Origin of the sequence: Novosphingobium pentaromativorans US6-1, from assembly GCF_000767465.1 — a bacterium.
GTDB classification, from domain to species: Bacteria; Pseudomonadota; Alphaproteobacteria; order Sphingomonadales; family Sphingomonadaceae; genus Novosphingobium; species Novosphingobium pentaromativorans.
On the sequence record NZ_CP009291.1, the window covers coordinates 2,877,355 to 2,901,359 of the forward strand.

Annotated in this window: 9 protein-coding genes; all 9 read right to left on the reverse strand. The window is 67.5% G+C overall.

The window, feature by feature from the left end; genetic code table 11:
* Window positions 1-10: 10 nt before the first annotated feature.
* The 9 genes from JI59_RS13485 to JI59_RS13525 all read right to left on the reverse strand — a co-directional run bounded on the left by JI59_RS13485 (window position 11) and on the right by JI59_RS13525 (window position 23,808).
* On the reverse strand, window positions 11-4,114 hold the full coding sequence (locus tag JI59_RS13485) for an LVIVD repeat-containing protein (RefSeq protein WP_007012155.1): 4,104 nt from the start codon (window positions 4,112-4,114) through the stop codon (window positions 11-13).
* Window positions 4,114-5,985, reverse strand: coding sequence for a hypothetical protein (locus tag JI59_RS13490; protein WP_007012154.1), 1,872 nt, complete (start codon window positions 5,983-5,985; stop codon window positions 4,114-4,116). Before JI59_RS13490 ends, JI59_RS13485 begins: the two co-directional genes overlap by 1 nt.
* Window positions 5,986-5,987: 2 nt before the next feature.
* Window positions 5,988-7,985, reverse strand: a complete 1,998-nt coding sequence (locus JI59_RS13495; RefSeq protein ID WP_007012153.1) for a heme-binding protein — start codon at window positions 7,983-7,985, stop codon at window positions 5,988-5,990.
* On the reverse strand, window positions 7,985-9,277 hold the full coding sequence (locus tag JI59_RS13500; protein WP_038577649.1) for a multiheme c-type cytochrome: 1,293 nt from the start codon (window positions 9,275-9,277) through the stop codon (window positions 7,985-7,987). Before JI59_RS13500 ends, JI59_RS13495 begins: the two co-directional genes overlap by 1 nt.
* A gap of 83 nt (window positions 9,278-9,360) precedes the next feature.
* Window positions 9,361-16,086: a hypothetical protein gene (locus JI59_RS13505; RefSeq protein ID WP_007012151.1), complete on the reverse strand. Its 6,726-nt coding sequence runs from the start codon at window positions 16,084-16,086 to the stop codon at window positions 9,361-9,363.
* A complete protein-coding gene (locus JI59_RS13510) occupies window positions 16,083-17,843 on the reverse strand; it encodes a ShlB/FhaC/HecB family hemolysin secretion/activation protein (protein ID WP_238532482.1) in 1,761 nt (586 codons plus the stop codon). Before JI59_RS13510 ends, JI59_RS13505 begins: the two co-directional genes overlap by 4 nt.
* A gap of 146 nt (window positions 17,844-17,989) precedes the next feature.
* Window positions 17,990-18,733 carry a hypothetical protein gene (locus tag JI59_RS13515; protein ID WP_007012149.1) on the reverse strand — a complete coding sequence of 248 codons (744 nt, stop codon included), beginning with the start codon at window positions 18,731-18,733 and terminating at the stop codon, window positions 17,990-17,992.
* Window positions 18,720-20,756: an adenylate/guanylate cyclase domain-containing protein gene (locus tag JI59_RS13520; protein ID WP_007012148.1), complete on the reverse strand. Its 2,037-nt coding sequence runs from the start codon at window positions 20,754-20,756 to the stop codon at window positions 18,720-18,722. Before JI59_RS13520 ends, JI59_RS13515 begins: the two co-directional genes overlap by 14 nt.
* Before the next feature lie 13 nt (window positions 20,757-20,769).
* Window positions 20,770-23,808, reverse strand: coding sequence for a CHAT domain-containing protein (locus JI59_RS13525; protein WP_038577651.1), 3,039 nt, complete (start codon window positions 23,806-23,808; stop codon window positions 20,770-20,772).
* Between the last annotated feature and the right edge of the window lie 197 nt (window positions 23,809-24,005).

Sequence of the window (24,005 nt, forward strand, 5' to 3'; positions counted from 1 at the left end):
CTCTGTCAGATCAGCGCTTGGGCACCCAGACGCTCATGTCGACTTCGTCGGTTACCTTGAAGGGCACGCCGCGGCGGTTGATGAACAGGCGCTCCATTTCCTCGCGGGTGAAGGGGCGTGAGCCGAGGCGACCGAAGACGGCCATCTGGCCACCGGTCTCGTCGACGCCGCGGTCGCGGTCGAGGCCCTTGGAGAGGGCGCGGGCCGGGCTTGGCGTCCTGGCCCATGCGATCAGCTCGGGCTTGGGCGCGGGCGAGAAGCCGTAGAAGTTAGGCTGGCTCGAAGGCGAGGTGAGCTGCAGCACTTTGAGACCGTTGCGACCGTCAGCGACATAGGCGAACAGCGAGGCATTGGTCGAACCGACGATGACGTCCTCGGCATCGTTGAGCTGCCCGTCGAAGGTCACCTTCTGGTAGATGCGCGGGTTGGGCGGGCTGCGCACATCGACGATGACCAGTCCGTCCTGCTTGGCCGCGACATAGGCGTAAGTGCGAGCGACGTAGATCCGGCGGGCATCGGCCAGCGGCACGGTCGCCTGCGGCACGGCGATGGGATTGCGCAGGTTGGTGACGTCGAAGAGCTTGAGGCCCTCCTTGTCGGTCACCCACAGGTAACGGAACTGGACTGCGCTGGCGCGGGCGTCTTCAAGCGGGCGTACGGCCGAGAGCTGCGGGTGCAGCGGGTCGTGCAGGTCGACGACGACGAGTCCGGCCTTGGCGGTGATGTAGGCCACTTCGCCCGCCAGGATGATGTGCCGCGCACCGTCGAGAACGTGATCCGGGTTCCAGGTCACCGCGCGCTTGAGCTTGTTGTTGCGGAATTCGCCATCGGCCATCGTGTCGATGTTGACTAGGATCAGGCCCTCTTCGCTGTCGGTGATGGCTGCATAGCTGTAGATCGGTTCGAAAGCCTGTTCCTGGTTGGCGTCGCGCAGCGTGAACGGTGTGCCATCGGCCTTGTAGAGCGTCTGGCCCTTGTCGTCCTTCAGGATCGTCGCTTCCATCGTCCGGTTGCGTGTGGGGGCAACCGGCTGGTTGGTCGCCAGCGCCATGCAGGTCGCGTTCTTGGTCTTCACGTGGGTGTTGTGGCCCAGCGGTGAGAAGGGCGCCGAGACGACCGCGTCGGAGAAGCCCTTATTGGCCACCGAGGCGACGTCATAGACCTCGAAGCCGCCCTTGCCCTCGGCCACGAACATGTACTCGCCGCGAAGCTGGAGGCAGCCGACCTCGCCGCTGGTGCCCTGCGTCACATTGCGGAACTGCTCGAAGGGATGGGTTTCGCCCGACAGGTTCTTGTCAAAGGCCTTGCCGCGCGTCCAGTTCTTCAGCTCGCGCCCGTTCCGCTCGACGTGGAGCTTGTAGTAGTCGGGGTAGGCATATTTCTGGAGGTACGATCCGATCACGGCCTGCGGTTCGTCCCATTCGGTGACGCGCACGGCCTCGAAGCCGCCGTCCAGGCCGACCCATGAATTGAGGCCGACGAAGTTCACGAAATTGGTCCCGAGCAGCAGGGTCTGGGCCATGATCGCGTTGTTGTCGTCCTTTTCGGACAGGTGGCAGTCGCTGCAGGTCTTGGTCTCGGTCAGGCGCACGGTGTGCGGGAAGTGCGGCGCGAAGGCCTGGCTGGAGAAGCCCGCCGCGCTGATCGGCGGCTGCTGGATGTAGATGCGTTCGCGATTGACGTTGGTCGAGGACAGGACCAGCGCCGAAGTCGACCGGATCGGGGCGACTTCCGCGCCCTTGGTCGTCATGTGCTTGCCGAGCTGGAACATCTCGTCGCGCGCGACCTGCGGGTTGTAGGTCGCGAAGTTGCGCGTTTCCTCACCCTCGTAGTGGTGCAGCGTGGTCTTCCAGTTCGCCTCGATCGGCAGGTGGCAGCCGCCGCAGCTCGTGGTCCACGAGAGGTGGCAGGTGAAGCACGCCATCTCGCCGTCCTTGTGGGCGCGGTCGCTCATCGGCACGCCGGGGCCGAAGCCGAAGGTGCCGTCGTCCGCGCCGGACTTGCTCATCAGTTTGGCGCGCGCCGACTTGGCGTTGAAGGTGGGAGAGGCGGGATCGACCGCATCCTTGACCAGCGAGACTTCCCACGAAAGGCCCGGATCGACGATGGAGCGCTGGATCAGGTGCTTTCGGCCCGAGACATCGGTGTTCCACTCGAAGCGGCGCTTGCCGTCGGGATTGCGCAGGAGGGCCAGGTCGGTGCCCTTGGGCGGCGCGGCCGGGCCGCTGGTCAGCAACGTCGGATAAGCGTCGGCGGTGCCATGGCAGTCCTTGCAGCCGATCTCGACCGCGTTGGCGACTTCGCCATAGATCAGCCCGTTGCCGTGGCTGTCCTGCGAATAGTGGCAGTCGGCGCACTGCATGCCCTTTTCGGCATGGATGTCCATCATGTGGACGGTCTTGCCCGGGTTGGTGCCGACGGGGACGAACTTGCCTTCGCCCTTCTTGCGCCACTTCTCCGGATCGTCGGGCGAGACGATGTGCTCCTTGTCGGTGCCCCAGGTCGCCTGGTTGCCGCCGGCATCGAGCAGGTTGCCTTCGCGGTCGCGCTTGAAGATCGCGCGGAAGTTCCAGCCATGGCCGTGGTAGTCGGCGAACTGGGTATCCTTCAGTTCCGGATTGAGGTCGTAGACGTTGCGCAGGAAATCGAGGTCGGCCCACTTGCCCTTGGGTGATGCGCCCTCGGGGTTGCGTTCCAGCACCTTGTGGACTTCCTCGGCGGTCGGGTACTTCTGCTGCTTGGGCCACATCTTGGGCGCATCGGCCTCATAGTCCCACATGGTGTAGCCGAGGTAGCTGTTCAGGAAGATGTTGGGCTGGTGCATGTGGCAGTTCATGCACTGCGCAGTCGGGATCGCCCGGGTGAACACATGCTGGAGCGGGTGGCCTTTCTCCCGATCGTCGGCGGGCTTGGCGATGCCGTGATCGTCGGCCTCGTGCCCGGTCTTGAGCGAGCCGTGCCCGTTCTCGCCGTAGCCTTCGCCATGGCTCTTGAGCGCGGCGATGGTCGGGTCCCTGGTGACCGTCTGCCCGTCGCGGCCGAGCTTGGCGTAGATCAGCGAGTGGCGCGGTTCGCGGTCGTTCGCATAGATCACGTGGCACGCGGTGCAGCCGGATGAGCGGTAGTCGCCGGGCTGATCGTTGGTGCCCATGAACCAGGTATAGGGATCGTTGAGGCGCGTCTTGTGCAGGTTGAGCACGGGGATCGCCACGCGCAGGCCAGTGCCGGGGCCGCGGTTCGACTGCTTGATGTCCGGGCGGCCCGGTTCCTCGAGCCGCTGGATCGAGCCGGTCGGGTTGGGCAGGCCGACTTCGGCGAATGTCGAGTTGATGACGCGCCCGCCGCGTTCGAACACGCGGAACACGTCGCCCGGCGGCGTGACGTTCCAGCGCGGCAGCGGATAGAGTGCGGCTAGCGCGCCGCGCGCCTTCTGCTCAGCGGTGACGGTGCCCGGCGGGTTGCCGGCCGAGACGATCTTCGCCGGCTCGCCGTCACGGGTATAGGCTTCGCCGAAGATGTAGTTCTTGTAGGGGACGATGCCGTTGTTATAGGCCGCGCCGCCGAACAGCATCGCGCCCGAGGCCATCAGCGAGCGTTCCGCCGCCTCGATGGCGGGCAGGTGGCAGGCGCCGCAGCTTTCGCGCGCGACGCGGTAGTCGCCCGGATTGACGAAACGGATATATTCCGGCGCTTCCTTGTTGAGCAGGGTATAGCTGCGCTGCGGGTTGGCGGCGCTCGGCCAGTGCCAGCTTTCCGGGAACTGGGGCAGGACGTGCGCCTTGTCGCGCGCGGCGATGTAGTCGGGATGGTCGAAGCCCAGTTCGGGGCGTCCGGTGATCCGCGCATTTCCGCCGTGGCAATCGGTGCAGCCCAGCTTGACCGCGGGCGTCGCATGCATCGTGGGCGCATCGCTGGCGGTGTGGCAGGTGAGGCAACCCGCCGACTTGGCATCCATGTCGGCGGCCGTCTGACCTGCGGGCGCAGCGGGCGCGCGGACCAGCGAATAGTCGCGCTCTACCGGCTTTTCCTCCTCGCTGGCGAGCAGGCGTCCGGTGGGGATGGCCAGCGCCAGCAGGAGCGCGAAAGCGAGGAAGATCCGGCTGAGGCGCTGCATCAGTAACTCACGATGATGTTGGCGAGGACGGAGTAGTAGTTCCGGTGGCCCTCGGAATTGTCGAAGAGGTCGCGAAAGCCCTTGCCCGGAACGAGCGCGGCGGCGCTGAGGCGCGCGACGATGTTCTGCGTTGCCTTGGGGCGCCAGATCGCGGCGGCGGAGAGGTCCCAGCCGATGTCCTTGGGGATCGAGCCTTCATTGCGCAGGGTCTGCAGCGTGGCGGTGTTCTCGAACCACAGGTGATTGGCGTTGGTGGACAGGCGCACTTCGGGGCTGAGGTCGAAATCCGCGCCGGCGCCGACCAGCACGGTCCCCGGGTTGTTGAAGTTCGACTGGCCCTGCTCCTTGGAGGAGCGCAGCGAATTCAGGATGCCGTTGCGCCCGTTGACGCTGACCACGCGGCCGCCGCCGGCGAAGGGGATCGTCTGGCGAATCCAGTAGCTGGTGTCGGCGCCCGCGAAGATCGGGTTTTCGAACACCGCGTCGAAGCCGGTTTCCTTGTTGTCGTAGGGATCGCCGTCGCCGGTGGCGTAGAGGCCGGACAGGCGAAAGCGCATCCAGTCCTTGTCGTAGCTCAGCTCGGCAGCGCCGAAAAAGGCGCGGATATCGGCCTTGCGGTCGGTGAAGAAGCTGTTGCGGTCCTGTCCGAGCGCACCGTAGGCCGATGCCGTCAGGTTGATCCGGCCGACGCGGCCATCGGCGTTGTAGCCAAGGTAGACGACGTCGTAGTCCCGGCCCTTGAGAGTGCCGAGCAGGGCCGGGCGCACCGGGAAGCCGTTATCGTCGACCTCGACCCGGTCGGCCTCGCGGTTGCGGTTGTAGGCAACGGTGAACTGGCTGGTCAGCGCCGGGATCAGGAAGTCCTGCCGGTAGATGTTGGCGACGAACAGGAAATCGTCGCGCGGGCGCTGGACGACCGAGTTGAGGCCCGAATTGGTGTCCTTTTCCAGCCGCCAGAATGCGGCCAGGTTGTACTGCACGCGGTTGTTGTCGCGGTTGCCGAAGAAACGGATGCCAAGCTGGTTGTCGTTGAACAGGAAGCCCCGGAAATCCGCCTGAAAAGGCTGGATGCCCACGCGCACGGAATCGAAGTCGTAGCGGTCCGAAGTGTTGCGCAGGTGGTAGTCGATGAAGGCTTCCTGCACGCCGACGAAATGGTCTGAGCGGTGCGAGGGCTTGCTGGGCTCGACGAAGAGCACGCGCTTTTCGGGCACGTTGACGTAGTTGTAGTTGAACGCCAGCGCGACGCGGTATTCCACCGCTGGCGGCTTGAAGGCGGTGTTGCCCTTGGTCAGGCCGAGCCCGACGATGAACGTCTGCGAGAAGACGAGGCTGGCGTCCTTGCCGAAGACGTTGATCGAACCGGGCCGCTCGGTCGTCTGCACGCCCACCGGGATCGGGAAGGTGCGCGGTTCCAGAACGGTGTCGGAGATCAGGTTGAGGCCGAAGAACCAGTCGTCGCCCGTGATCGGCAGCCACTTGACCTTCTTGGGGTTGAGCGGACGGTCACCCTTCAGCGTGTTCTGGTGATAGGGGTCGAACCAGCGTTCCTTGACCACGCCGAGCGTCTCGATCAGGCGCCAGCGGTCGGGGATGGGGACCTGGTCGGTCGGGAAAGCCTCGGGCGGAGGCGCGCGCACCGCGCCTTCGTTGTTCTGCGTCACCCGCTCGGGCAGGGGCGGGTTGTAGCCGGGGCGGCGTCGCCCGTCGATCACGCCGGGATCGACGTCTTCGGGAGCGGTCTCGGTGCCCGGCGGTTCGAGGATCGGCCGATCGGGCTGCGTATCTTCCTGCCCGAATTCGGGCTTCGGAAGCTCCTGCGACGCGGCCTGCGCCGCAACCAGGGGGACCAGAAGAACCGGCACAGGCATCGTTACAGGCCCTCGCAGACGTTCTGGTCGCTGGTGTCGAGGAACGGCGCGAAGGGACAGTTGACGAAACGCAGGCGCACCATCGCGCCGTTGACGTTGACGACGATCCGGTCGGCGCGGATCGCTGCCGGGGCATTGCCGGTGGTGCCGAGGCGCACGCCGGCATTGTGGTTGCCCAGGAAGCTGATCATGTCGTCCTGGTCGATGCCGTCACCCGATACGCCGATGCCGCCGACCAGCACATTGCCGCGATAGACCGGGACCGAACCGGGGAAGATCTGGATGCCGTTCTGCAGCCGGTTCTGGTTCGTGGCGACATCGGGCAGGAAAGTGCAGCGCTGCTGCGTATCGGTGGCGCTTGCCCCGGTGACGTACTGCAGGTGCTGGGCGAGGTTGGTCAGCACCAGCGCCGATTGCAGGCCGGTGGAGAACGGGCTCCACTGCGCGATCGGGCGCGAGAGCGGACCATTGGGACTGCCGACTTCGCCGTCGGGGAAATAGGGGCGCGACAGGTTGCCGCCCGAGCGGTCCGCAAAGGCGAAAGTGCCGGTCAATGCGCTCTGGTCATCGAGGAAGGTGCGCACCTTGCCGACGAAGGCCTGCACATCGCTGCTGGGATCGGCCAGAAGCTGGGCGCCGGCCTGCGCGCCGGAAAAGAAGGTGGCCGTGCGCGCCTTCTGCAGCGAGACGTCGGTGCCGAAGATCGGCGCATCGGGTGAGCGCACGATGCCCAACACCTGTCCGCGCGTATCGACCAGCGAGATCGAGACTTGCGCGCGGCTGTCGAGCGGCTGGCGGATCTGCGCCCGGGCGCGGGTCATGACCTTGAAGGCTTCCTCGAGGATCGCCGTCGCCTCGTCCGCCGTGATCGGCTGGGCGATGTCGGCGCCGTCGGTTCCCGCGCGGATCGGGTAGCGGTTCGTGCCGCTGCCGTCGGTCAGGACGTAGGCGTCGCGGTCCGAGAATTCGGCGGTGGTCGAGGCGCGGATGCCCGAGGTTTCCGAGCCGTAGGCGGTACCGGCGCGCAGAGCTGCGGTTTCGAAGTAGCCCTTGACCGCCACCAGGCTGCCGAGTGCCGGGGCGGTCTGCGCATAAGTCGCTCCGGCCACGTCGAACAGGCCGGAATAGGTCGCGTCCGAGTAGCGCAGCTGGGTACCATCCACGTAGATGCGGTTGGCGCGGATCGCCTCCGGGGCCTCGAAGCCCACGGTGCCGGCCAGCGCGATCTGTTCCTCGAAGTCGGTGTCGGTGTCGAGCACGTTGTCGTCGAGGCCGTAGACCCCGTCGCCGCTCACGCCGATGCCGCCAACCAGCACGCCGTTGATGTAGAGCGGAAAGCCGCCGGGGTCCGCCGAGAGGCCGAGCGGCGACCGCTTGGGCCCGATCAGCGCGTCGGTGCCGGAAGCCTTGAAGCGTGATGCGAAGTCCGAACAGGGAAGCTGGCTGAACTGCACGCCGAACAGCGGCCCGCTTTCCAGGCCCACGGTGCTCGGTGCGGGCGGGAAGTGCTCCTGCACGATCATGCTGGCAGTGCGACTGGTGAAGGCGTTGCCCGCGCTCGACAGGTAGGCGCCGGTGACTGCCTTGGCGATGGCCGCGGCTTCGGCCGGGACGGACAGGCCCTGGATGTCGATGTTGTCGCCATTGGGCGCATCGGGGATCCTGGCGTTGGCGGGCGCGCCATTCATGCGGAACACGGCAAGGACGTTGCCGACGCGGTCGACCACGGCGATGACCGAGGGATGGCCGGACTGGTTGGCCTGCGCCGCCGCCTGCGCCACGATCTTGCCGACATTCGCGCTGCTCAGCGACAGTTGCGCCGGGGCCTCGTAATCCTCCAGCGTCGTGCCGCCGCCCGAGGAGCCGCCGCCGGAGCTGCCGCCTCCCGAAGAACTGCCGCCGCCGCCTGAGCCGCCGGATGTACTGCCGTCTCCCCCGCCGCAGGCGGCGAGCATCAGGGTCGCCGCGAGCGCTGCAATGGTGCTCCCCCGCCAGCGCATCAGCGCAGGGCCTCGATCGAGCGGGCAGCGCTTCCCAGTGCCGCGCGGAAGGAGCCGGGATCGAACTTCTCAGGCGCGGATACGGCGACGTAGGCGCGGTTGATCTGCGCGCGGATTCCGGCCGCAGCACCGACCGTGACGCGGCCTTCGCGGACCAGCGCATTGAGCAGGGTATCGACGGCCATGACCGCCTGGGCCGAGCCGGTGTAGTCGGTCAGGCGCGGGGTGATCGCCTTGCCGGCGATCGCCGCGATCACCTGGAAGGCGGTATCGTTCGAATAGTGGCGCGCGGCCAGCGCGTCCGAAAGCGTGCCCGCGGCGAAGGACAGTGCCCTCGCGGCTTCGGCGGCCTGCGGGCGGCCCTGCGCCATGGCGGCGTGGAAGGCCTTTGCGGCGGCGTCGTAGCGGGCGGCCTGACCGGGCGCGAGCGTCGAAGCGACGGCGGAGAGCATGATCATGTTCTCGTCGTTGTAGGGCGGATTGCCGAAGGGGATCGGGCGCCCGGGATTGGTCTCGAACGTGCGCTTCGCGGCCGGATTGTCGGTGATCTGGCGGTGGCAGGAGTGGCAGTCGTAGAAATAGAACTGCGGGAACATGCCCTCGGTGGCGAGCGAGGCATTGGTGAACAGGCGCGTCGAGCGTTTGACCGCTTCGGCCTGGCCCACGGCCCAGAGCTGCAGGCTGTCCAGCCTTCCCTTGCGCTTCACGTAGTCGGCGTCGAGGTTGTAGTGGGCCTGCAGTGAGGAAAAGAGGTCGAGCTCGAAAGACACGCGCGGGTGGCCCGCCGCCATCATCGAATGCGTGACGAACTGGCCGGGCTTGTCGCTGCCGAAGTGGCAGTCGAGGCAGACCGAGGCGCGCACTTGCGGTTTTTCGAGCGGGATCATGCCCGCCGCGACGTTCGAGGCATGGGTAGCCGGCATTGCGTAGTGGCTGGAGAGCCAGCCCGAAGCCGGGCCATGGCAGGATTCGCAGCCCACCCCGTCGGAGGCGAGGAAGCGTCCCCCGCGCGCGGCATTGGGCGCATTCGTGGCATGGCAGCCGAGGCAGGCAGAGGCCGAAGCGGCATTGCCCAGCCCCAGAGCCGAGGCGATGCGCTGGCCGCGCGGGGTGGAAAGGACTGCAGTGGCACGGCTGTGCGCGCCGGTCTCGCTCGACGGTTCCTGCCAGATGCGCAGTTCGTCCTGGCGCACGACCTTGCCGTCGCCTTCGCTGCGGCCGTGGCAGGTGGACCCGGCGCAACTGGCGACGCCCTCGTAGCTGTCGGCCGTGGCGGCGTTGGACCAGACCATGACCAGAGCGGCTAAGATCGCCGCGATGGTCAGGTACAGGCGCGTCCTTGCGCGAAGTCCGGTTCCGATTCCCCCCGAATGGGTCACTTGGATTGCCCCCCTACGCAGCCCTCCGTGTCCGGAGAACAGCTATCGCCCCATAGATCCTCGTTGCCAACCCCTGTAACCGGCTCGTCGACCAAGGGCAACGTAAGGTTACGTACAAGTTCCGGCAAATCCACGTTAATTTGGATTGGCGGCGGTGAAAGTAGTGCGCCGACATTATTTTCGGGCGTTACCGGATGTTCGATATCCGTCTTGGTGCGGATGATTGATTCGAGCCCATTGTCTGTTTGCAGCAAAGTACAGGGCAGCCCGATCACGCACCCGTTAACCGTCGAGAGCGGGTTGAACGGTCCGCCCGCAGCCGCCGCATTGCCGTTGACGGTAACCAGGGTCACGGTGTCGAGGCCGGTCAGTGCGTTTCCGGCCGAATCGATGAGCACCCCGTTCACCACGATCCTTGTGCCCGTCCCTGCGGTGGTGATCGAAAGGGCATTGGCAGTGAAGCCGCGCCGGTCGGCGAAGGCGGTGGTTGTACCCAGGTTCTGGATGAAGATGCCATCGGTGACGCTGGCCTCGATCGCGCCTGCCAGCAGACCGCCTCCCGAACCCGCCGCCGGTTGGCCCATCAACCCATCGATCGCGGTGATGTCCGGCGCTGTGTCGATCTGCCCGATGGCGCCCGAGGTGGCGGCGGTGAAGCGGTCGGCCGTGACCCGCAGGAGGCCAAGCGCGCCGCCATTCGCGTTGGCCATGGCGATTGCGCCCAGGTCCGTGGCGACTTCGACTCTCGGCGCGGCAAGGGCCAGTGTGTCGAGCGCGCCGGAAGTGGTGAGCGCGACGTTCCCGATGACAGAGATGCGCCCGTTCGATGTCAGCGAAAGCGTCCCGCCGGTGCCGAGCGCAAGGCCGGGGCCAAAGCCCAGCGCGAGGTCGCCGACCCGGACTTCGCCGGTTCCGGTCTGGACCGAAAAGGAGATCGCACTATCGGCGAAGACCTGTTGCAGTTCTCCATTATCGAGACTGTAGCCGCTCCCCGCTGCAGCACCGCCGATGCTGCTGAGGTTGGCGCCGTTGCTGTTCGTGAACGTCACGCTGGTCGTCCGTCCGCGCTGGCCGACCTGTGCGTCCAGCCCGATGACGATATCCTGCGAAGTGGCGGTCATCGTGCCGCCGACGGCGAACCCGTCGATGGTCAGGGTCTGTCCCGCGCTCATCGCAAGGAGGCCGGTTGCCGTCGCATTGCCGGCGATGGCGGCATTGGCACTCGCATCGACCGCCAGATCGGCGCTGGAGTTGAGCGCGCCGGTTGCCGAGACGTCCTGCCCGGCGGCGATCGCGATGCCGGCGCCCGATACGTTCCCGGTGTTCGAGAACGAGCCGGCCGTGCTTGCGAGGTCGACGCTGCCGGTGGCGCTTGCATTGACGATGTCGAGGTTGCCTTGCGTGCGAAGCGCGAGGTTTCCGCCTGTTGCAGTGGCATCGGCGAAGGCAAGACTGCCGCTCGAGGCGATGTCGAGCGAGGTGCCGCTTGCCGTGACCGGACCGGTCGAGAGCAGGTCGGCTACCGCCAGGGTACCGTTCGCCTGCAGCAGGGTGCTCGCGCCCGACGAAAGGCCCTGCAGGCTCAGCGCGGTGCCGGACGTGATCGAGGCCTGGCCGCCGCTGACGATGGCGCCGCTTGCCGTGACCGCATTGCCGGCTGCAGCCGCGAACGCGCCAGTGAGGTTGACGCTGGCAAGGCCAATGTTCTGGGCGGCGCCGATGGTGGCGTCGGTTCCGGTCAGTGGCCCCGCGAGGGTCACTGACCCGCCTGAACTGGTCAGCTGCGCGCCGCCGCCGGTCGCGAGGCCCTGGAGGGCGATGTTCCCGGTTGACGATAGGACTGTCTGCCCGCCGGTGACGATATCGCCTGTTGCGGTAATGGCGTTGCCCGCCGCGCCCGTGAGCGCGCCGGTGAGGTTGACGCTGCCGAGGCCGACGTTCTGCGAAGCGTCGATGGTGACATCCGGACCGGTCAATTGCCCGCCGATGCTTACCGATCCGGCCGTGCTGGTCAGCTGGGCAAGGCCGCCCGAGGTCAGGTCCTGCAGCGCGACATCGCCGGGGGCGGATATCGTGGTCTGGCCCAGGGTGTTGATGGCGCCGGTGCCTGTCACCGTGTTGCCAGCCGTAATTGCCAGCGCATCGGCAGAGGTCAGGCTGGCGAAGGTCACGTCCTGCGCGCCGTTCAGTGTAACGCCGGTCCCGCTCAGCAGGCCGGTGATCGCGATGGAGCCGCCAGTGCTCGTAAGCTGGGCGGTCCCCGTTGCGCTGCCGTTGCCCAGGGTAAGGTCGCCTGCAGTCTGAATCGACAGGTTGCCTGCCGTGGCGTCGGCGGAAGCGAAGGTAAGCGCGCCGGTCGAGGCAATGTCGATCGACTGGCCTAGCGCCGTGACAAGACCCGTCGAGGTGAGCTGGGTCACCCCAACCGGACCGGCGCTCGACTGCAGCACGGTGGTGCCGCCCGAAACGAGGCTTGGCAGCGAAATTCCTGCGTCGGCCACGATCGCGGTATTGCCCGTCGCAGTGACGAGTGCGGTCGACGAGAATGTCCCGCCCGCGGCAACGTCAAGGGTTCCGCCAGAGGTGAGATTGGCGTTGGCGGTGACGTCCGTGCCCGCACCAAGTGCGATGCCGGCGCCATTGACCGCGCCGTTGATGGTGACCGCGCCATTGCTGCTGGTGAGCGTCACCGCGCCGGTGGCATCGACTGTCGCGACGACGAGGTCGTCGGTGACGGCCAGGGCCAGATCGCCGCCGGTCGCATCGGCATCGGCGAATGTCAGGCCGCCGCTGGACCCGATCGAGACCGACAGGCCGGAGACAGTCACCGGACCGGTCGAGAGCAGGTCGGCAATGTTTACCGGGCCCAGCGCGGAGAACAGGCCGGTTGTCCCGCCCGAACTTAGGCTCCCGAGATCGATGCCGGTCGCGCCGTCGATCAGCATGTTGCCGGCGCTGGTGATCAGGCCGGTGCCGGTGATCTGGCCTTGCGTCGAGGTGATCGTCAGCGCGCCGCCGGCATCGAGGCTGCCGCTGCCGAGAATATCGAAGACGGCATCGCCGGTGGTGGTGAAGGTCGTATCGCCCACGACCGATATCGCCGCGTCGGCGGTGCGCAGATAGAGGCCCTGGCCATCGGCCCGGGCGGTATCGCCGGTCGCGGTTGCATCGAACGTACCGAAGACGGTCAGCGCCCCGCTGGGGGTGGCCGCAGAGCTGCCGATCTTCAGGAATCCTGCGACGGTCGGCGGAGCGGTGCCGCCCGGATTTGTCCCGCCCGTGGCATCTGCAGTGAGGACTGCATTGCCCACCACGTCGAAAGTGCCCCCTTCCGAGGCGAGGCCGGCACTGCCGCCGCTCGCGAGGCCCTGCGTCAGCGAATCCACGCTGTTGGCGCCGCCTGTCGCGGAGCCGTCGACGCGCAGGTCGGTGCCCACGGTCATCGAGCCGGTGCCCTGCTGTCCGGCACTGGCGCTGCCGCCGAAGGCATTGCCGCCCAGCGCGCCCGCTGCCGAACCGTCGCCGCCGATGGCGTCGGCAAGGACGGAGACGAGGCCGTTGAGCGTAACAATGCCGCCGCCGCTGCCGGACAGCACGGCGAGGCCGCCGGTGCTGTTGCCGCCGATGCCGCCCAGACCGGCTGCGCCGGCAAGGCCCCGTGCAGTGACCTGGGTGATCCCGGCGACTGTGATGGTGCCGCCAGACCCTGCCAGCCGCGCCTGTCCGCCAGTACCGTCGCCGCTGCTGCCGTTGGCCGCAGGATCGACGTCGAGGCTCGAACCGCTGGCGTCCACCGAGATCCCGGTGCCGTTGACGATCAGGGCGCCTCCCGTGACGTCGACGCCCGCAAGGCCGCCAGTGCCATTGCCGCCCTTCGCGCCGCCGGTGACGGAGCCGCCGATGCCCTCGGCCGAAACGTCGAGCGTGGACGCCAGCGTCATGGTGCCGCCGCCGATCGCAACCTGTGCAGTGCCGCCGGTCCCGCTACCCAGCGAATCCGCGCCGCCGACCGAGGTGAAGATCCCGCCGATGGCCCCGGCGTAGACGAGAGCCGGGTCCGCCACGTCGATCGTGCCGCCATTGAGGATGAGGCTGGCCGTCCCGCCCTGCGCAGCCGCACCATATTGGTCGGCGCCCGGCGAGGCGAAGAAATCGACGTAATCGCCGTAGGCCCCGGCCAGAATGTTGAGGCCGGGCAGCGAAGGCGAGAACACGCCAAGTGCGCTGTCGACTACTAGGCTGCCGTTGTTGGCAACCGAAACGGTCGCGGTTCCGCCCGTCGCGGTCCCCGCGCCCGATTGGCCGCCCGTGGTCTGGGCCTGCGCTTCGACCAGCAGGCTGGGCAGGGTGACTGCGGCGTTGTCGATTGTGAGCCCGGCCGTGCCTGCGGTCATGTCCGGTGAAAAAATGGATGGACCTGCCGAACTTTCCACCTGGAAGCCGGCGTTGGCGGTGATGGAGGTGTCGGAGCCGACCGTGAGCGATCCGCCCGATCCCACGCTGACCAGCGCGTTGCCGCCGTCGGCGAAGCCGCCGGAGACGGTGTTTGCGGCGGTGTAGGAATCGGCATGGACGTCAAGACTGAATCCGAGGTTCAGCGCCACGCCCTGGACGTTCACGTGCGCGCCGTTCACAAGGTCCGCAGTGGCATTGCCCGAGAAGCCGCCGCCATAGCTCTCGCCGCCATAGGCGCTGGCCTCGATGTACAGGCTGCCCCAGCTCTGGCCATTGCCGCTCAGCGAAACGAGGCCGGTGCCGCCGAAGCCGTCGCCGCCATTGCCGCTCCCGCCCGATCCATAGCCGCTGGCGTAGAGCCCCACGTTATCGAAGTCGAGCAGGCCGCCGTTGTCGGTAATCGTGATGGCCCCGCCGGTGCCGTCGCCGCCCTGAACGTCGGAATATCCGCCGTAGGAGGTTGCGTAAGTATAGAAGCTGGCGGCCGATCCCAGCGACCCGCCGGTATCGACCAGCACGTCGATCTGGCCGGCGGTGCCGTTGCCGCCGACATTGACGCCGTCACCGCCGTCGCCAGAAGCGTCCAGGCTGAAGTTCGTGGCGGGCACCGTTCCGCCGCCGGTGGCGGTAAGCTGGATCGTGCCGCCGAACCCGTTGCCGCCGGTATCGCCGCTGCCGCCGCGCCCGTAGGCGCTGACGTTCAGATCGTCCGCAGCCAGAGTACCGGCGCTGACGATGGTGACGCTGCCGCCGTTCCCATTACCGCCGATGCCGGCCGCAATGTCCTGTCCATAGCCGCTGACGTCGATCTCGAGATTGGGCGCGGTGATCGATCCGGCGCCCAGGTCGATGGCAACGCTGCCGCCCTGACCGTTGGCCGTGAGCGCGGCCGTGCTTGTGGCATCGCCGATTGCGCGCAGGCGAATGCGGCCTGCCGCAGTCAGTGCGCCGCCGCCGTCGACATTGATGGCCACCGCGCCGCCCTGGTCGGCGTAGCCTGCGTTGACGTCGAGCGCATAGGCAATGCCGAAGGGCGGAAAAAGCAGGTCCGAAGGCAGGCCGGTCGTGTCGTTGGCAACGATCTGCGCACCGCCCAGTGCGTCGAGCTGGACCAGGTTGATGGCACTCAGCGTCGTGAAGCGATCGAACTGCGTCAGGGTCGTCGGCGCGACGGTGATCGTGTCGGTCGCCGATGCGGTCGTCACCGAAGTGAACTGCGCATCGCCGATGGCGATATTGCCGGTTGCGACAAGCGGATTCCCGGCATCGAAACCGATGCCATGTCCGGCCGAGAGGACGACCGAGCTGCCGTCGTCCGTAGCGACTGCGGCGGCGTCGTAGCCGATGCCGCCGTTCAGCAGCATCGTCAGGCCGTCGTTCTTGCCCACCGCCACCATGTAGGCGGTCTTGACGTCGGCCGCGCCGGTCGAGGCCGAGCCGCCGGTCGTGCCGGTATGAACCACGCCGTTGGCATCGGTGGTGCCGGTGGTGACGTTGATGTCGAACAGGCCGGCGTTGATCGTGATGTCCGCCACTTCCGCCGCGACATAGGCGATCGATCCGTCCGATCGCACGGTGCCGCCTTGCTCGATGCGCGGCGCGACGAGTGCGACGTAGGCCGCGTTCGTGGGCACTTGCGGGTTGAGCAGCGCATTGATCTGCGCCCCGCTCTGGATCGTTACCGGGGCCAGCGATCCAGCCGCGCCGGCGAACCGGATCTGGCCGGTAGGACCGTATAGCCCGCCGGTCGTGTCGATCGGATTGGTGGTGAGCACCAGCCCGCCGACGTTGAAGGTGGCGGTTGCGCCGACGATCACGCCATTGGGCGAATAGAACCAGACATTGCCGCCGGTCCCGCCGGCCAGGGTGCTGTTCACGGTGCCGTCGAACTGGATCGTCGAACTCGTGGGATTGCCCGTGCCATCGACGGGCACGATCCGGTTGAGCACCGTGTAGTCGGTGCCGTTGATTCCCGAATCGGTGAAGTTGGCGGTGGTCCCGCCTGTCTGGAAGATGACGTTGCCGGTGCCGCCCGGATCGTTCGTCGTCCAGTCGATCACGACTTCGGTGGAGCCGATGAAGACATCGGTCGTCCCGGCGCCGTCGACGATGGAGGCGATACCCGAGTTGACCGTCCCGGTGCCCTGGAAGGACTGCGCCGCCGCCGGATTGGAGCCAGCGATGGCCAGGACCAGCACGGAGAGGCTCGCTCCGCAAAGCGAGGCGCGGTGCCGGCGGACGATGGCGGTATGGGGCTTCATGGTCATGACGGATCCTGCGGCCAGAGCCGTGCCCTTATTGTGAAAAGAACGCGTATATCGCCGCGTTCCTGCTGGAACCCGGCGCGTCGCAGCGGAACTGCGAAAGAGAGGTTGGCGTCGATCTTGCCGCCCCAGCGCGCCCTCAGGCCGCCACCGGCGGAGTAGGCGCTCTGCCCGTCGCTGCCGTGGCGCCAGGCGCGCGCGGCATCGAGGAAGGCATAGGGCTGCACTGCAAGGGCCTTGTCAACGGCCCGGGCGATGCTGCCGTAGCGCAGCTCGAACGAGGAACCGATGCCGCTGTCGCCCAGCACCGTGCCGGGATCGAAGCCGCGCCCCACGGTGTAGTTGCCGATGCTGAACTGCTCGTAGGACAGCATGCGATCGGGCGAATACTGTGCGCGGGGTGAAACCGCGAGGGCCAGCCTGGGCACGGGGCGGAATTCGGCCGTGGCCTCGGCCCGCAGCACGAAGGCACTGGGATCGGCGAGCAGGTTGCTGATCGGAACGTGCGGGGTCAGGCAGTTGGAGAGGGGCGAACAGTCCCGGCTGGCGCCCAGCGCATCGAGCCCGTGCCGGGCCTCGACCTGAACCCCCAGGCGCCAGCGCGGTTCGGCCGCAGTATAACCGCCGTGGCCGACGAGGCTTGCACCGTCGGCGGTATCGGCCGCGAGGCGCGCGTAGAGCACGCGCAGGTGATCGCGGGTGAGCGGCGTGGTTGCGAAATCGATGTCCTGGTTGACGATTTCCAGGCCGCCCGCCGCCTTCACCGAGACGGCGCGCTTGCGGATCAGCGGATAGCTTACCCCGATGTCGGCGGCGACGGTGTCGCTTTCGAAGGGCAGGGCGCCCGACGGCTCGCTGCGGCCCCACAGCAGGCTGCCGCCCACGCGCAGCCCGCTGGTGCCCAGCGCGAAGTCGTGGGTCGCCTGCAGGACCGTCTGTTCCTTGAAGTCGAAAGTGTTGAACAGGCTTACGGTGGTGCGGTCGGCGAGGCCGGTGACACCGTTGAAGGTCGCCTGGATGAAGCCGCCTTCGCGTCCGTTCGCCTTCGAGCCGAGATTCTGGACACCGCCGACAAGCTCGAAGGGCTCGCGGCGGACGAGAACGTCGCCGATCACCTCGCCGGGCGCGCCCCGCGCGGGCTTGAGCGTCAGTCGGACCTGGTAGCCGGGCATGTCGCCCAGCAGCAGGAGCTGGCGTTCGGCGACATGGGTGTTGAACCAGGGCTGCTCGGTCAGCTGGGCCAGATGCGCCGCGATCGCCTTGTCGTTGGCGCCGACGTCGCCGCGCACCTGCACTTCGACCAGTCGCGCGACAAGCACGTCCATCTGCACCTGTCCGCCCTTTTCGATCCGCTGCGGCGGGATCTGGACGGCGGCCAGGTAGCCCATCTCGCGCAGGGCCGTGGCGGCGCGGTCGCGTACTTCGCACAGGGCGGCAACGGGCAGGTCCTGCCCGGCCATGTCGCTCCAGGTGTCGTCCAGTACGCTGGGGTCGACGGCTTCGAGATGCGCGAAATTCACGCGCGCGAAAGTGACGCGGGTCTGGGCGAAAGCCGGGTCGGCCAGCGGGCAGGGGCCGCGCTCGATCTGGCTTTCGACTTCAAGGCGCGGACGCGGTGCGGGCAGCCTGTCGAGGACGCGGCCGGGATCGAGGGATTCGCGCGTCTGCGGCTGGGGGGTCGGCGCGGCCGTCTGCGCCCGTGCCGCCAGCGGGAATGCGGCTGCTGCAATCGCCGGGCCGAGCATCATGCTCTGCCGCAACGGACCGCTCCGCGCGCCGCATTTCCGTTTCAGATTTGCGATCGCAATCGCCCTCATTCTCATTCCCCCAGCCGGACCTGTCTGTCCGGCAAATCCTTCGTGTCTGGGCCCCGGCCGGGACCCCCTTACCCCTGTGTGCCGCGTGCTCAGTCGGTCGGCAGGACCAGCGAGCTTGCCAGCAGTGAAACCTGACTGTCGCAGCCCTTGGCCAGAAGTGCCTCGGCAAGGTCCTCGGGTGCGTAGTCCAGCTGTGGCAGCAGTTCGAAGGTCACTTCCACATCCGACTGGCCTCTGCGCGAAATGACGTAGGATGCCCCGTCGGTCACTGGCATCGCGACTTCCCAGGGCGCGACCATCGAGCCGGTCTGGAAGGCAAGCGTCGTGGCGCTGCCGCCGCCGGCCGGCTTGACGCTGTAGCTTTCGTCGCCCTCGTTTCTGGGCCGCCAGGCGCGCACTTCGGCCGGATCGACCACGCAGACCGGGCCGGGGCTGGTGACATCGACGTACCACAGGTTGGGGCGCAGGGGCTTGCCGTCCGGACCGCTGCCGCGAACGGCCCCGGTACGCACCCGGCTGGCGCTGCGCTGGGTGGTCAGCGCGACAAAAGTCGTCGTGCGGCTGGGGCCGGCGGTGGAGCCGACCGGGAAGGTGCCGGCCCCGCGCAGGACGCGGGTGCCGCGCTTGTCGAGGATGGTTACGCTGTCCGATGCCTTGAGCGTGATTTCACTGTCGTCGGGCAGCTTGGTGCCCGGCGGGTAGGACTTTGCCGAGGGGCCGCTGGAGGCGACGACGATGCCGGCCATCGCGGTGGCCGGAAGGGCCATCAGGGCGATGGCGGTCATGCCGCGCAGTGCGGCGCGAGCGGCGTAGTGGCGCTTATCCGAGGACATAGGCCTTGTTCCCTTCAAGTTTGCGGGTTCGTTCCGAGAGATTGCGCAAGGCCGGATCGTCCGGGTGGGCACTGGCAAGCGCGTCGATGCGGTCCGCGGCGGCGGCCGGGTCGCTGTCGATCAGGGCGACGGCATCGGCCAGCGCTTCGCGATCGGCGGCAGGAAAATCGGGGGCAGGCTCGAAGATGTCGACCGGCTTGGCCCGGCCGCGCAGGACGACGCGGCCCAGCGGGCGCCACCAGTCGAGGCCCGAACGCTCCGCGAATTCGCCGCTGGCGACGACCGAGGTCCCCAAACTCTTGTTTGCGGATTCGAGGCGGGCGGCCGTGTTCATTGCATCGCCAAGCGCGGTGTACTGGATGCGCCGCTCGCCGCCGAAGTTGCCGACCACCGCCTCGCCGAAATGCTGGCCGACGCGGGTGCGGCCGATCGGCGGCAGCGATGGATCGACTGACTTGCGGAATTCCTCGCCCGCCTGCCACATGGCATAGGCGCATTTCGCGGCCTTCTGGGCATCGTCCGGCCTGGCGATGGGCGCGCCCCAGAAGGCGACCACGGCATCGCCCACGTATTTGTCGACGATCCCGCCATGCTCGAGGACGACCGTGGTCAGCTTGTCGAGATATTCGTTGAGCAGCTTGGCGACGACTTCCGGTTCGAGCTGGTGGGACAGCTTGGTGAAGCCCTCGAGATCGCTGAACAGGATGTAGAGTTCGCGCTTGCTGCCCGAGAGGGTCAGCCGTTCCGGGTTGTCGATGATTTCCTGCGCAATGTCGGCCGGCAGGTACTTGCCCAGCGCGCCCTGTGCGAAGCGCCGCTCGACCGCGCCCGACGCGCGCACCGCGCTGGATACGCCGATGAAGGCAAGTATCCAGCCGGCGATCCAGCCGAAGGCGGGGGTGCCGTAAGTCTCTACTCCTGAGGCTTCCAGGTAGAAGGGCAGGCCGATCATCATCGCCAACTGGAGGATGAAGAGCGGAACGATCTTCCAGGTCCGTCCGTCCAGCAGGGCGGTCAGCGACGCAGCAAAGACGAAGATGAGCCCGACCGCCCAGCGTTCCCACCCGGTGACGGGGGTGCGGTGCGCGCCGTCGAGCATCTGCGCGATCATTGCCGCATGGACCTCGATCCCGGGTACGGTGGTGCCGGTATAGCTGGTGAGGGTGGTGGTGACCTGGTCGGTATCGATGATCTGGCCGCCGATCAGCACGTAGCGCCCTTCGACTTGCGCGGCGAAGGCGGCGGCCATTTCGGGATCGTCGAGCGAGGCGAACAGGTCGATGGGGATGGACGAGAATACCGGCGCATCGCTGTTCGCGCGGCGATAGCGGATCGATCCGGTATATCCGGCGAAGGCCTTTTCCAGCCCGGTGCCGCCCGCGGCGACCATGGCGCGTCCGAGAAGCTGCGGCAGGCCCGGTTCGAGCGAAGGCCAGACGCGCGTCGCGCCCTGGTAGTTGGTCAGGCGGATGCTGGCCGGATGCGCATTGCTGCCCTTGAGCTGGCCGAGCAGGCTCTTCAGGTACTGTTGCTGCTCGTAATTGATGTCGTCCTTGTTCGTTGCCTGATCGGCATAGGCGACGAACGTGGGCGTACGCATCGCCCGCAGGGTCTGGACGAGCTGCGCGTCCTCGTCCTGCGGCTGGTCGAAGAGGATGTCGATGCCGATGGCCTTGGCGCCCATCGCGTCGAGCGTGCGCAGCGCCGCGGCAAGCATGCCGCGATCGAGCGGCGAGCGCTTCCTGGCGTTGATCAGGGTCTGGTCGGTATAGGCGACGATCTGGATGCGCTGGTCCTGGTCGACCTGCGGGGCCATGACGAAACTGCGCAAGTCGTAAAGAGAATCCTCGGCATCGCCGACGACCGGAATGTTCCAGCTGAAGCGGGCCAGGATCACCCCGACCAATACCAGCATCACGGTCGCGGCCATCTGCCGCTTGCTGGCTGCGCGCACCTTGCGCCAGCCCTTGCGCAGCAGGGTGGCGGTGGGGGGCTGGGCCGTTGTGTCGGGAGTGCTTGCCATGGCCGTGCCGCGCTCAGTGCGCCGGGACCGGCCGCGCCGCGTCGCCGACGATGGCGAAACCTGCCCAGTAGTAGGGATGCGAGGTCAGCGGATCGTCCATCAGGCTTGTCTGCGAGGTACGCAGGGCATTGCCGATCGAGGCGTTCTTGGCCTTGTAGAAGCCGTTGAACAGCCGCTCGGTCGCGTCGAAATCGTCGGGTGCGGGCCAGTGGCTGGCGATCACCTGCCGTCCGCCCGCCGCGATGAAGGCGCGCACGAGGCCGTCGAGCGCCTCGCCCCCGCCAGTGGCAAGGCCGGCTTCGCGCGTCGCCTCCAGACCCGCGCCCGCTGCCGTGTCGCAGGCCGAGAGGATCACGAGGTCGGCGTCGAGATGCAGGTCGAAGATTTCGCGGAAGGAGAGCAGTCCGTCCGACCGGGAATCGCCGAAGGAAGTGAGCAGGGCCGGGCGTACCGGGCAACCGACGCGCGGGGCTGTGACAAGGCCGTGGGTGGCGAAATGGACGATGCGGAAGGCGCCGAGGTCCGGCCGGGCCATGATCGCTTCGTCGGTGAAATTCGCGCCGGTCATCAGGTCGGTACTGCCCGAAAGCAGGCTCGCTGCCTCGTTCAGTTCGCGCGGGGAAATCGGCTGGTTCCAGGTCGAGAGCGGCCAGGTGCAGTCGGCATCGATGGCCACCCCTTCGCCCGAGCGGATGCCGGGGCGCACGCTGACCGGGCCGAGCGGGACATTGTTGCCCAGGCCCAGGTATTCCTTCTTGGCCGCCGATCGCGGTGCGGCGCGGGCATCGCGGAAGCTGGCGGCGGACAGCGCGGTCGACACCTCGCGATCGCGGCCAAGCCAGTCGATCCCGGTGAAGTCGTACTCGTCGCCCCCGGCCTTGACCCTGGCATGGTAGGCGGCAACGCCCCCGGCATCGTCGGTCAGCAGGTTGATCGGCAGCTTGAGCATCGCGCCTGCCGGTTCGAAGATCAGGTGCGAAAGCGAGGCGATCTCGACGCGCGCGGGGCCGAGCAGAGCCGTGTCGAGGCTGACCGCGGTGTCGATGTCGAAGGGGTAGGTGGACTGTACCCCGTTGATCGTGAGCGAGATGGAATCGCGCAAGGTGTCGACCGCGTCCTCGGCCTCCTGCGCGCTCATCGCGACTTTCCAGCCGCGCGCCTGCGTTGGCGTGATGAGAACGCCGTAAAGCGAACCGGCCAGCTGGGCCAGCTTGAAGTAGCCTTCACCCGGCCTGAGCGAGGCGCGCAACTGCTCCACCGTTGCCGTGCGCTGCGCGACGGCGCGATAGCGCGGGAACTTGGCGAGCGCGTCCATCGCTTCGAGCTGCGCGCCGGCAAGCTGGTCGCGCCGGGCCCGCAGGGCGTCGATCCGCGCATCGGTCTCGCCCGGCTGCTGCGCGGCGGTGAGACGCGCGATCTCGACGCGGGTGCGCTCCAGTTCGCGCGAAATGCCGAGCGAGCGGCGATAGAGGCCGGCGGCATCGTCCGAGCCGCCTTCCAGCTGGCGGGAAAGCTGCGTCAGCGTTTCCGCCGCGCCGGGCTGCTGCAGCAACTGGCTGGCCGTGAACAGTTCCTCGACCCTTGCCGGATCCTGCGTGGCCTCGCCGGCCAGCAGGTCGAAGTAGGGCCGCATGAGGTGTTCCATGCCGACCAGCACGCCCTGGTCGCGCTGGACGTCGGCGATGACGCCGCGATAGATCGCCAGCGCTTCGTCGGCCTTGCCGCGCCGGGCAAGGAAGCCCGCGAGGCGGGCGCTCACGACATGGACCGAGGCGCTGTCCGGATAGGTCGTCTCGACAAGCTCGAGTGCGCCGCGAAGGTTGCTCTCGGCCTCGCCAAAGCGCCCCTGCGCCTCGTAGCCGAGTGCGAGTTCGGACATGATCTGCGCGCGCAGGCGGGTGATCGAGATGATGCGGCCGTCCTGCACTTTCATCGCATCGGCGTAAGCCCGGGCGAGCGCCTCGCGCGCTTCGTCGGGCTTGCCGTCGAGGCGCAGCGCCGTGCCGCGAAGTTGCAGGGCCTGCGCATCGATCACGGCGGCGCGGTCCTGCGGCGAAAGGCGGGTCGGCTGGCCGAGCAGTGCGGTCAGGCTGGCGCCTGCTGCCCCGTTGAGGCTTGCCGCCGTCTGCCGGTCGATGCTCAGGGCGCCATCAGCCGTGACGGTCGGCGTGAAGGGCGGGACTTCGCGCGACAGGATCTCCAGCGCTTCCTGCGGGGCGCCGCGGTTGAGCGCATCGATGGCGGCGTAGTTGCGGGCGAGGCGCGTCTGGACCGGATCGCGCAGGTCCATGCCCTGTGCCTCGGCGAAATTGCGCCGGGCCTGGCCGAAAGCGCCGAGGTTGGACAGCTGCAGAGCCCGGTTGACCAGCGCTTCGTGGATCTGTGCCTCGTGCGATACGGCGCCGTCCTGCGTGGTATCGGCCAGGATCGCCGGGGCTGCGGCGAAGAATTCGGCCGCTTCGGCATAGGAGCCGGCGCTGTTGCCGCGATACCCCTGGCCGAGAAGCAGGCCGGGATCGCTGTTCTCGGCGCGGGCGCGGGCAAGGCTCAGGCCGTCGCTGGCCGCAAGGTTGGCAATCGAGATCGGTCCTTCGACGACGCGGTCCGCAACAAGGGAGCGCAGCGTCAGACGCAGCGCGTCATCGTATGCGGCCAGCCCTTCGACCGCGACGGTGCCGCGCTCGGTCTCCTGCATGTAGATACGCCATTCAAGGCCGGACTGGCTGTCCATGCAGGTAAGGCCCTGCGCGCCCGGCGCATCGCTGCCCGCGGGGCAAACCAGCTTGTCCGTGCGTCCGGCAGCCACGCGCCGCAGGGCATCGGCCTTGTCGCGGAAGGTATAGGCGGTGCCCACGGCGCGGGACACGTCTGCGCACAGGATCATCCACTTGCGGTCGAACACGGAGTGGCGCTGGTCGCCCATCGCCGTGCCCTGGACTTCGCAGGCCGGTCCGGCATTGCCGATCGGGAAGCTTTCCTCCGCGGAAGGGCGAAGCGGGGCTGGCGAAGCCGCGGAGGCGCCTGCCGGGATGGCGAGTGCAGCGACAGCCAAGATCGACCGAAACGTGCGCACCTCAATTCCCCCCAATTATCCGTCATGTATTTCCGCACCGAAGACTTGATGCGGAACTTGACCAGGCGCGGCGTAACCCCTTGCGCCGAACGTCATGGCCAATAAGTAGCGCGCATTGTAGACCGCAACATGCCATTTGTTAAAGCCCGGTAATAAGTGATTTTTATCACCTATTG

What these genes read in the sequence shown, in the direction of transcription:
- JI59_RS13485 (WP_007012155.1), bottom strand. Translation starts at nt 4,114, where the DNA reads ATGCAGCGCCTCAGCCGGATCTTCCTCGCTTTCGCGCTCCTGCTGGCG.
- JI59_RS13500 (WP_038577649.1), bottom strand. Translation starts at nt 9,277, where the DNA reads ATGGTCTGGTCCAACGCCGCCACGGCCGACAGCTACGAGGGCGTCGCC.
- JI59_RS13520 (WP_007012148.1), bottom strand. Translation starts at nt 20,756, where the DNA reads ATGGCAAGCACTCCCGACACAACGGCCCAGCCCCCCACCGCCACCCTG.
- JI59_RS13490 (WP_007012154.1), bottom strand. Translation starts at nt 5,985, where the DNA reads ATGCCTGTGCCGGTTCTTCTGGTCCCCCTGGTTGCGGCGCAGGCCGCG.
- JI59_RS13495 (WP_007012153.1), bottom strand. Translation starts at nt 7,985, where the DNA reads ATGCGCTGGCGGGGGAGCACCATTGCAGCGCTCGCGGCGACCCTGATG.
- JI59_RS13515 (WP_007012149.1), bottom strand. Translation starts at nt 18,733, where the DNA reads ATGTCCTCGGATAAGCGCCACTACGCCGCTCGCGCCGCACTGCGCGGC.
- JI59_RS13505 (WP_007012151.1), bottom strand. Translation starts at nt 16,086, where the DNA reads ATGACCATGAAGCCCCATACCGCCATCGTCCGCCGGCACCGCGCCTCG.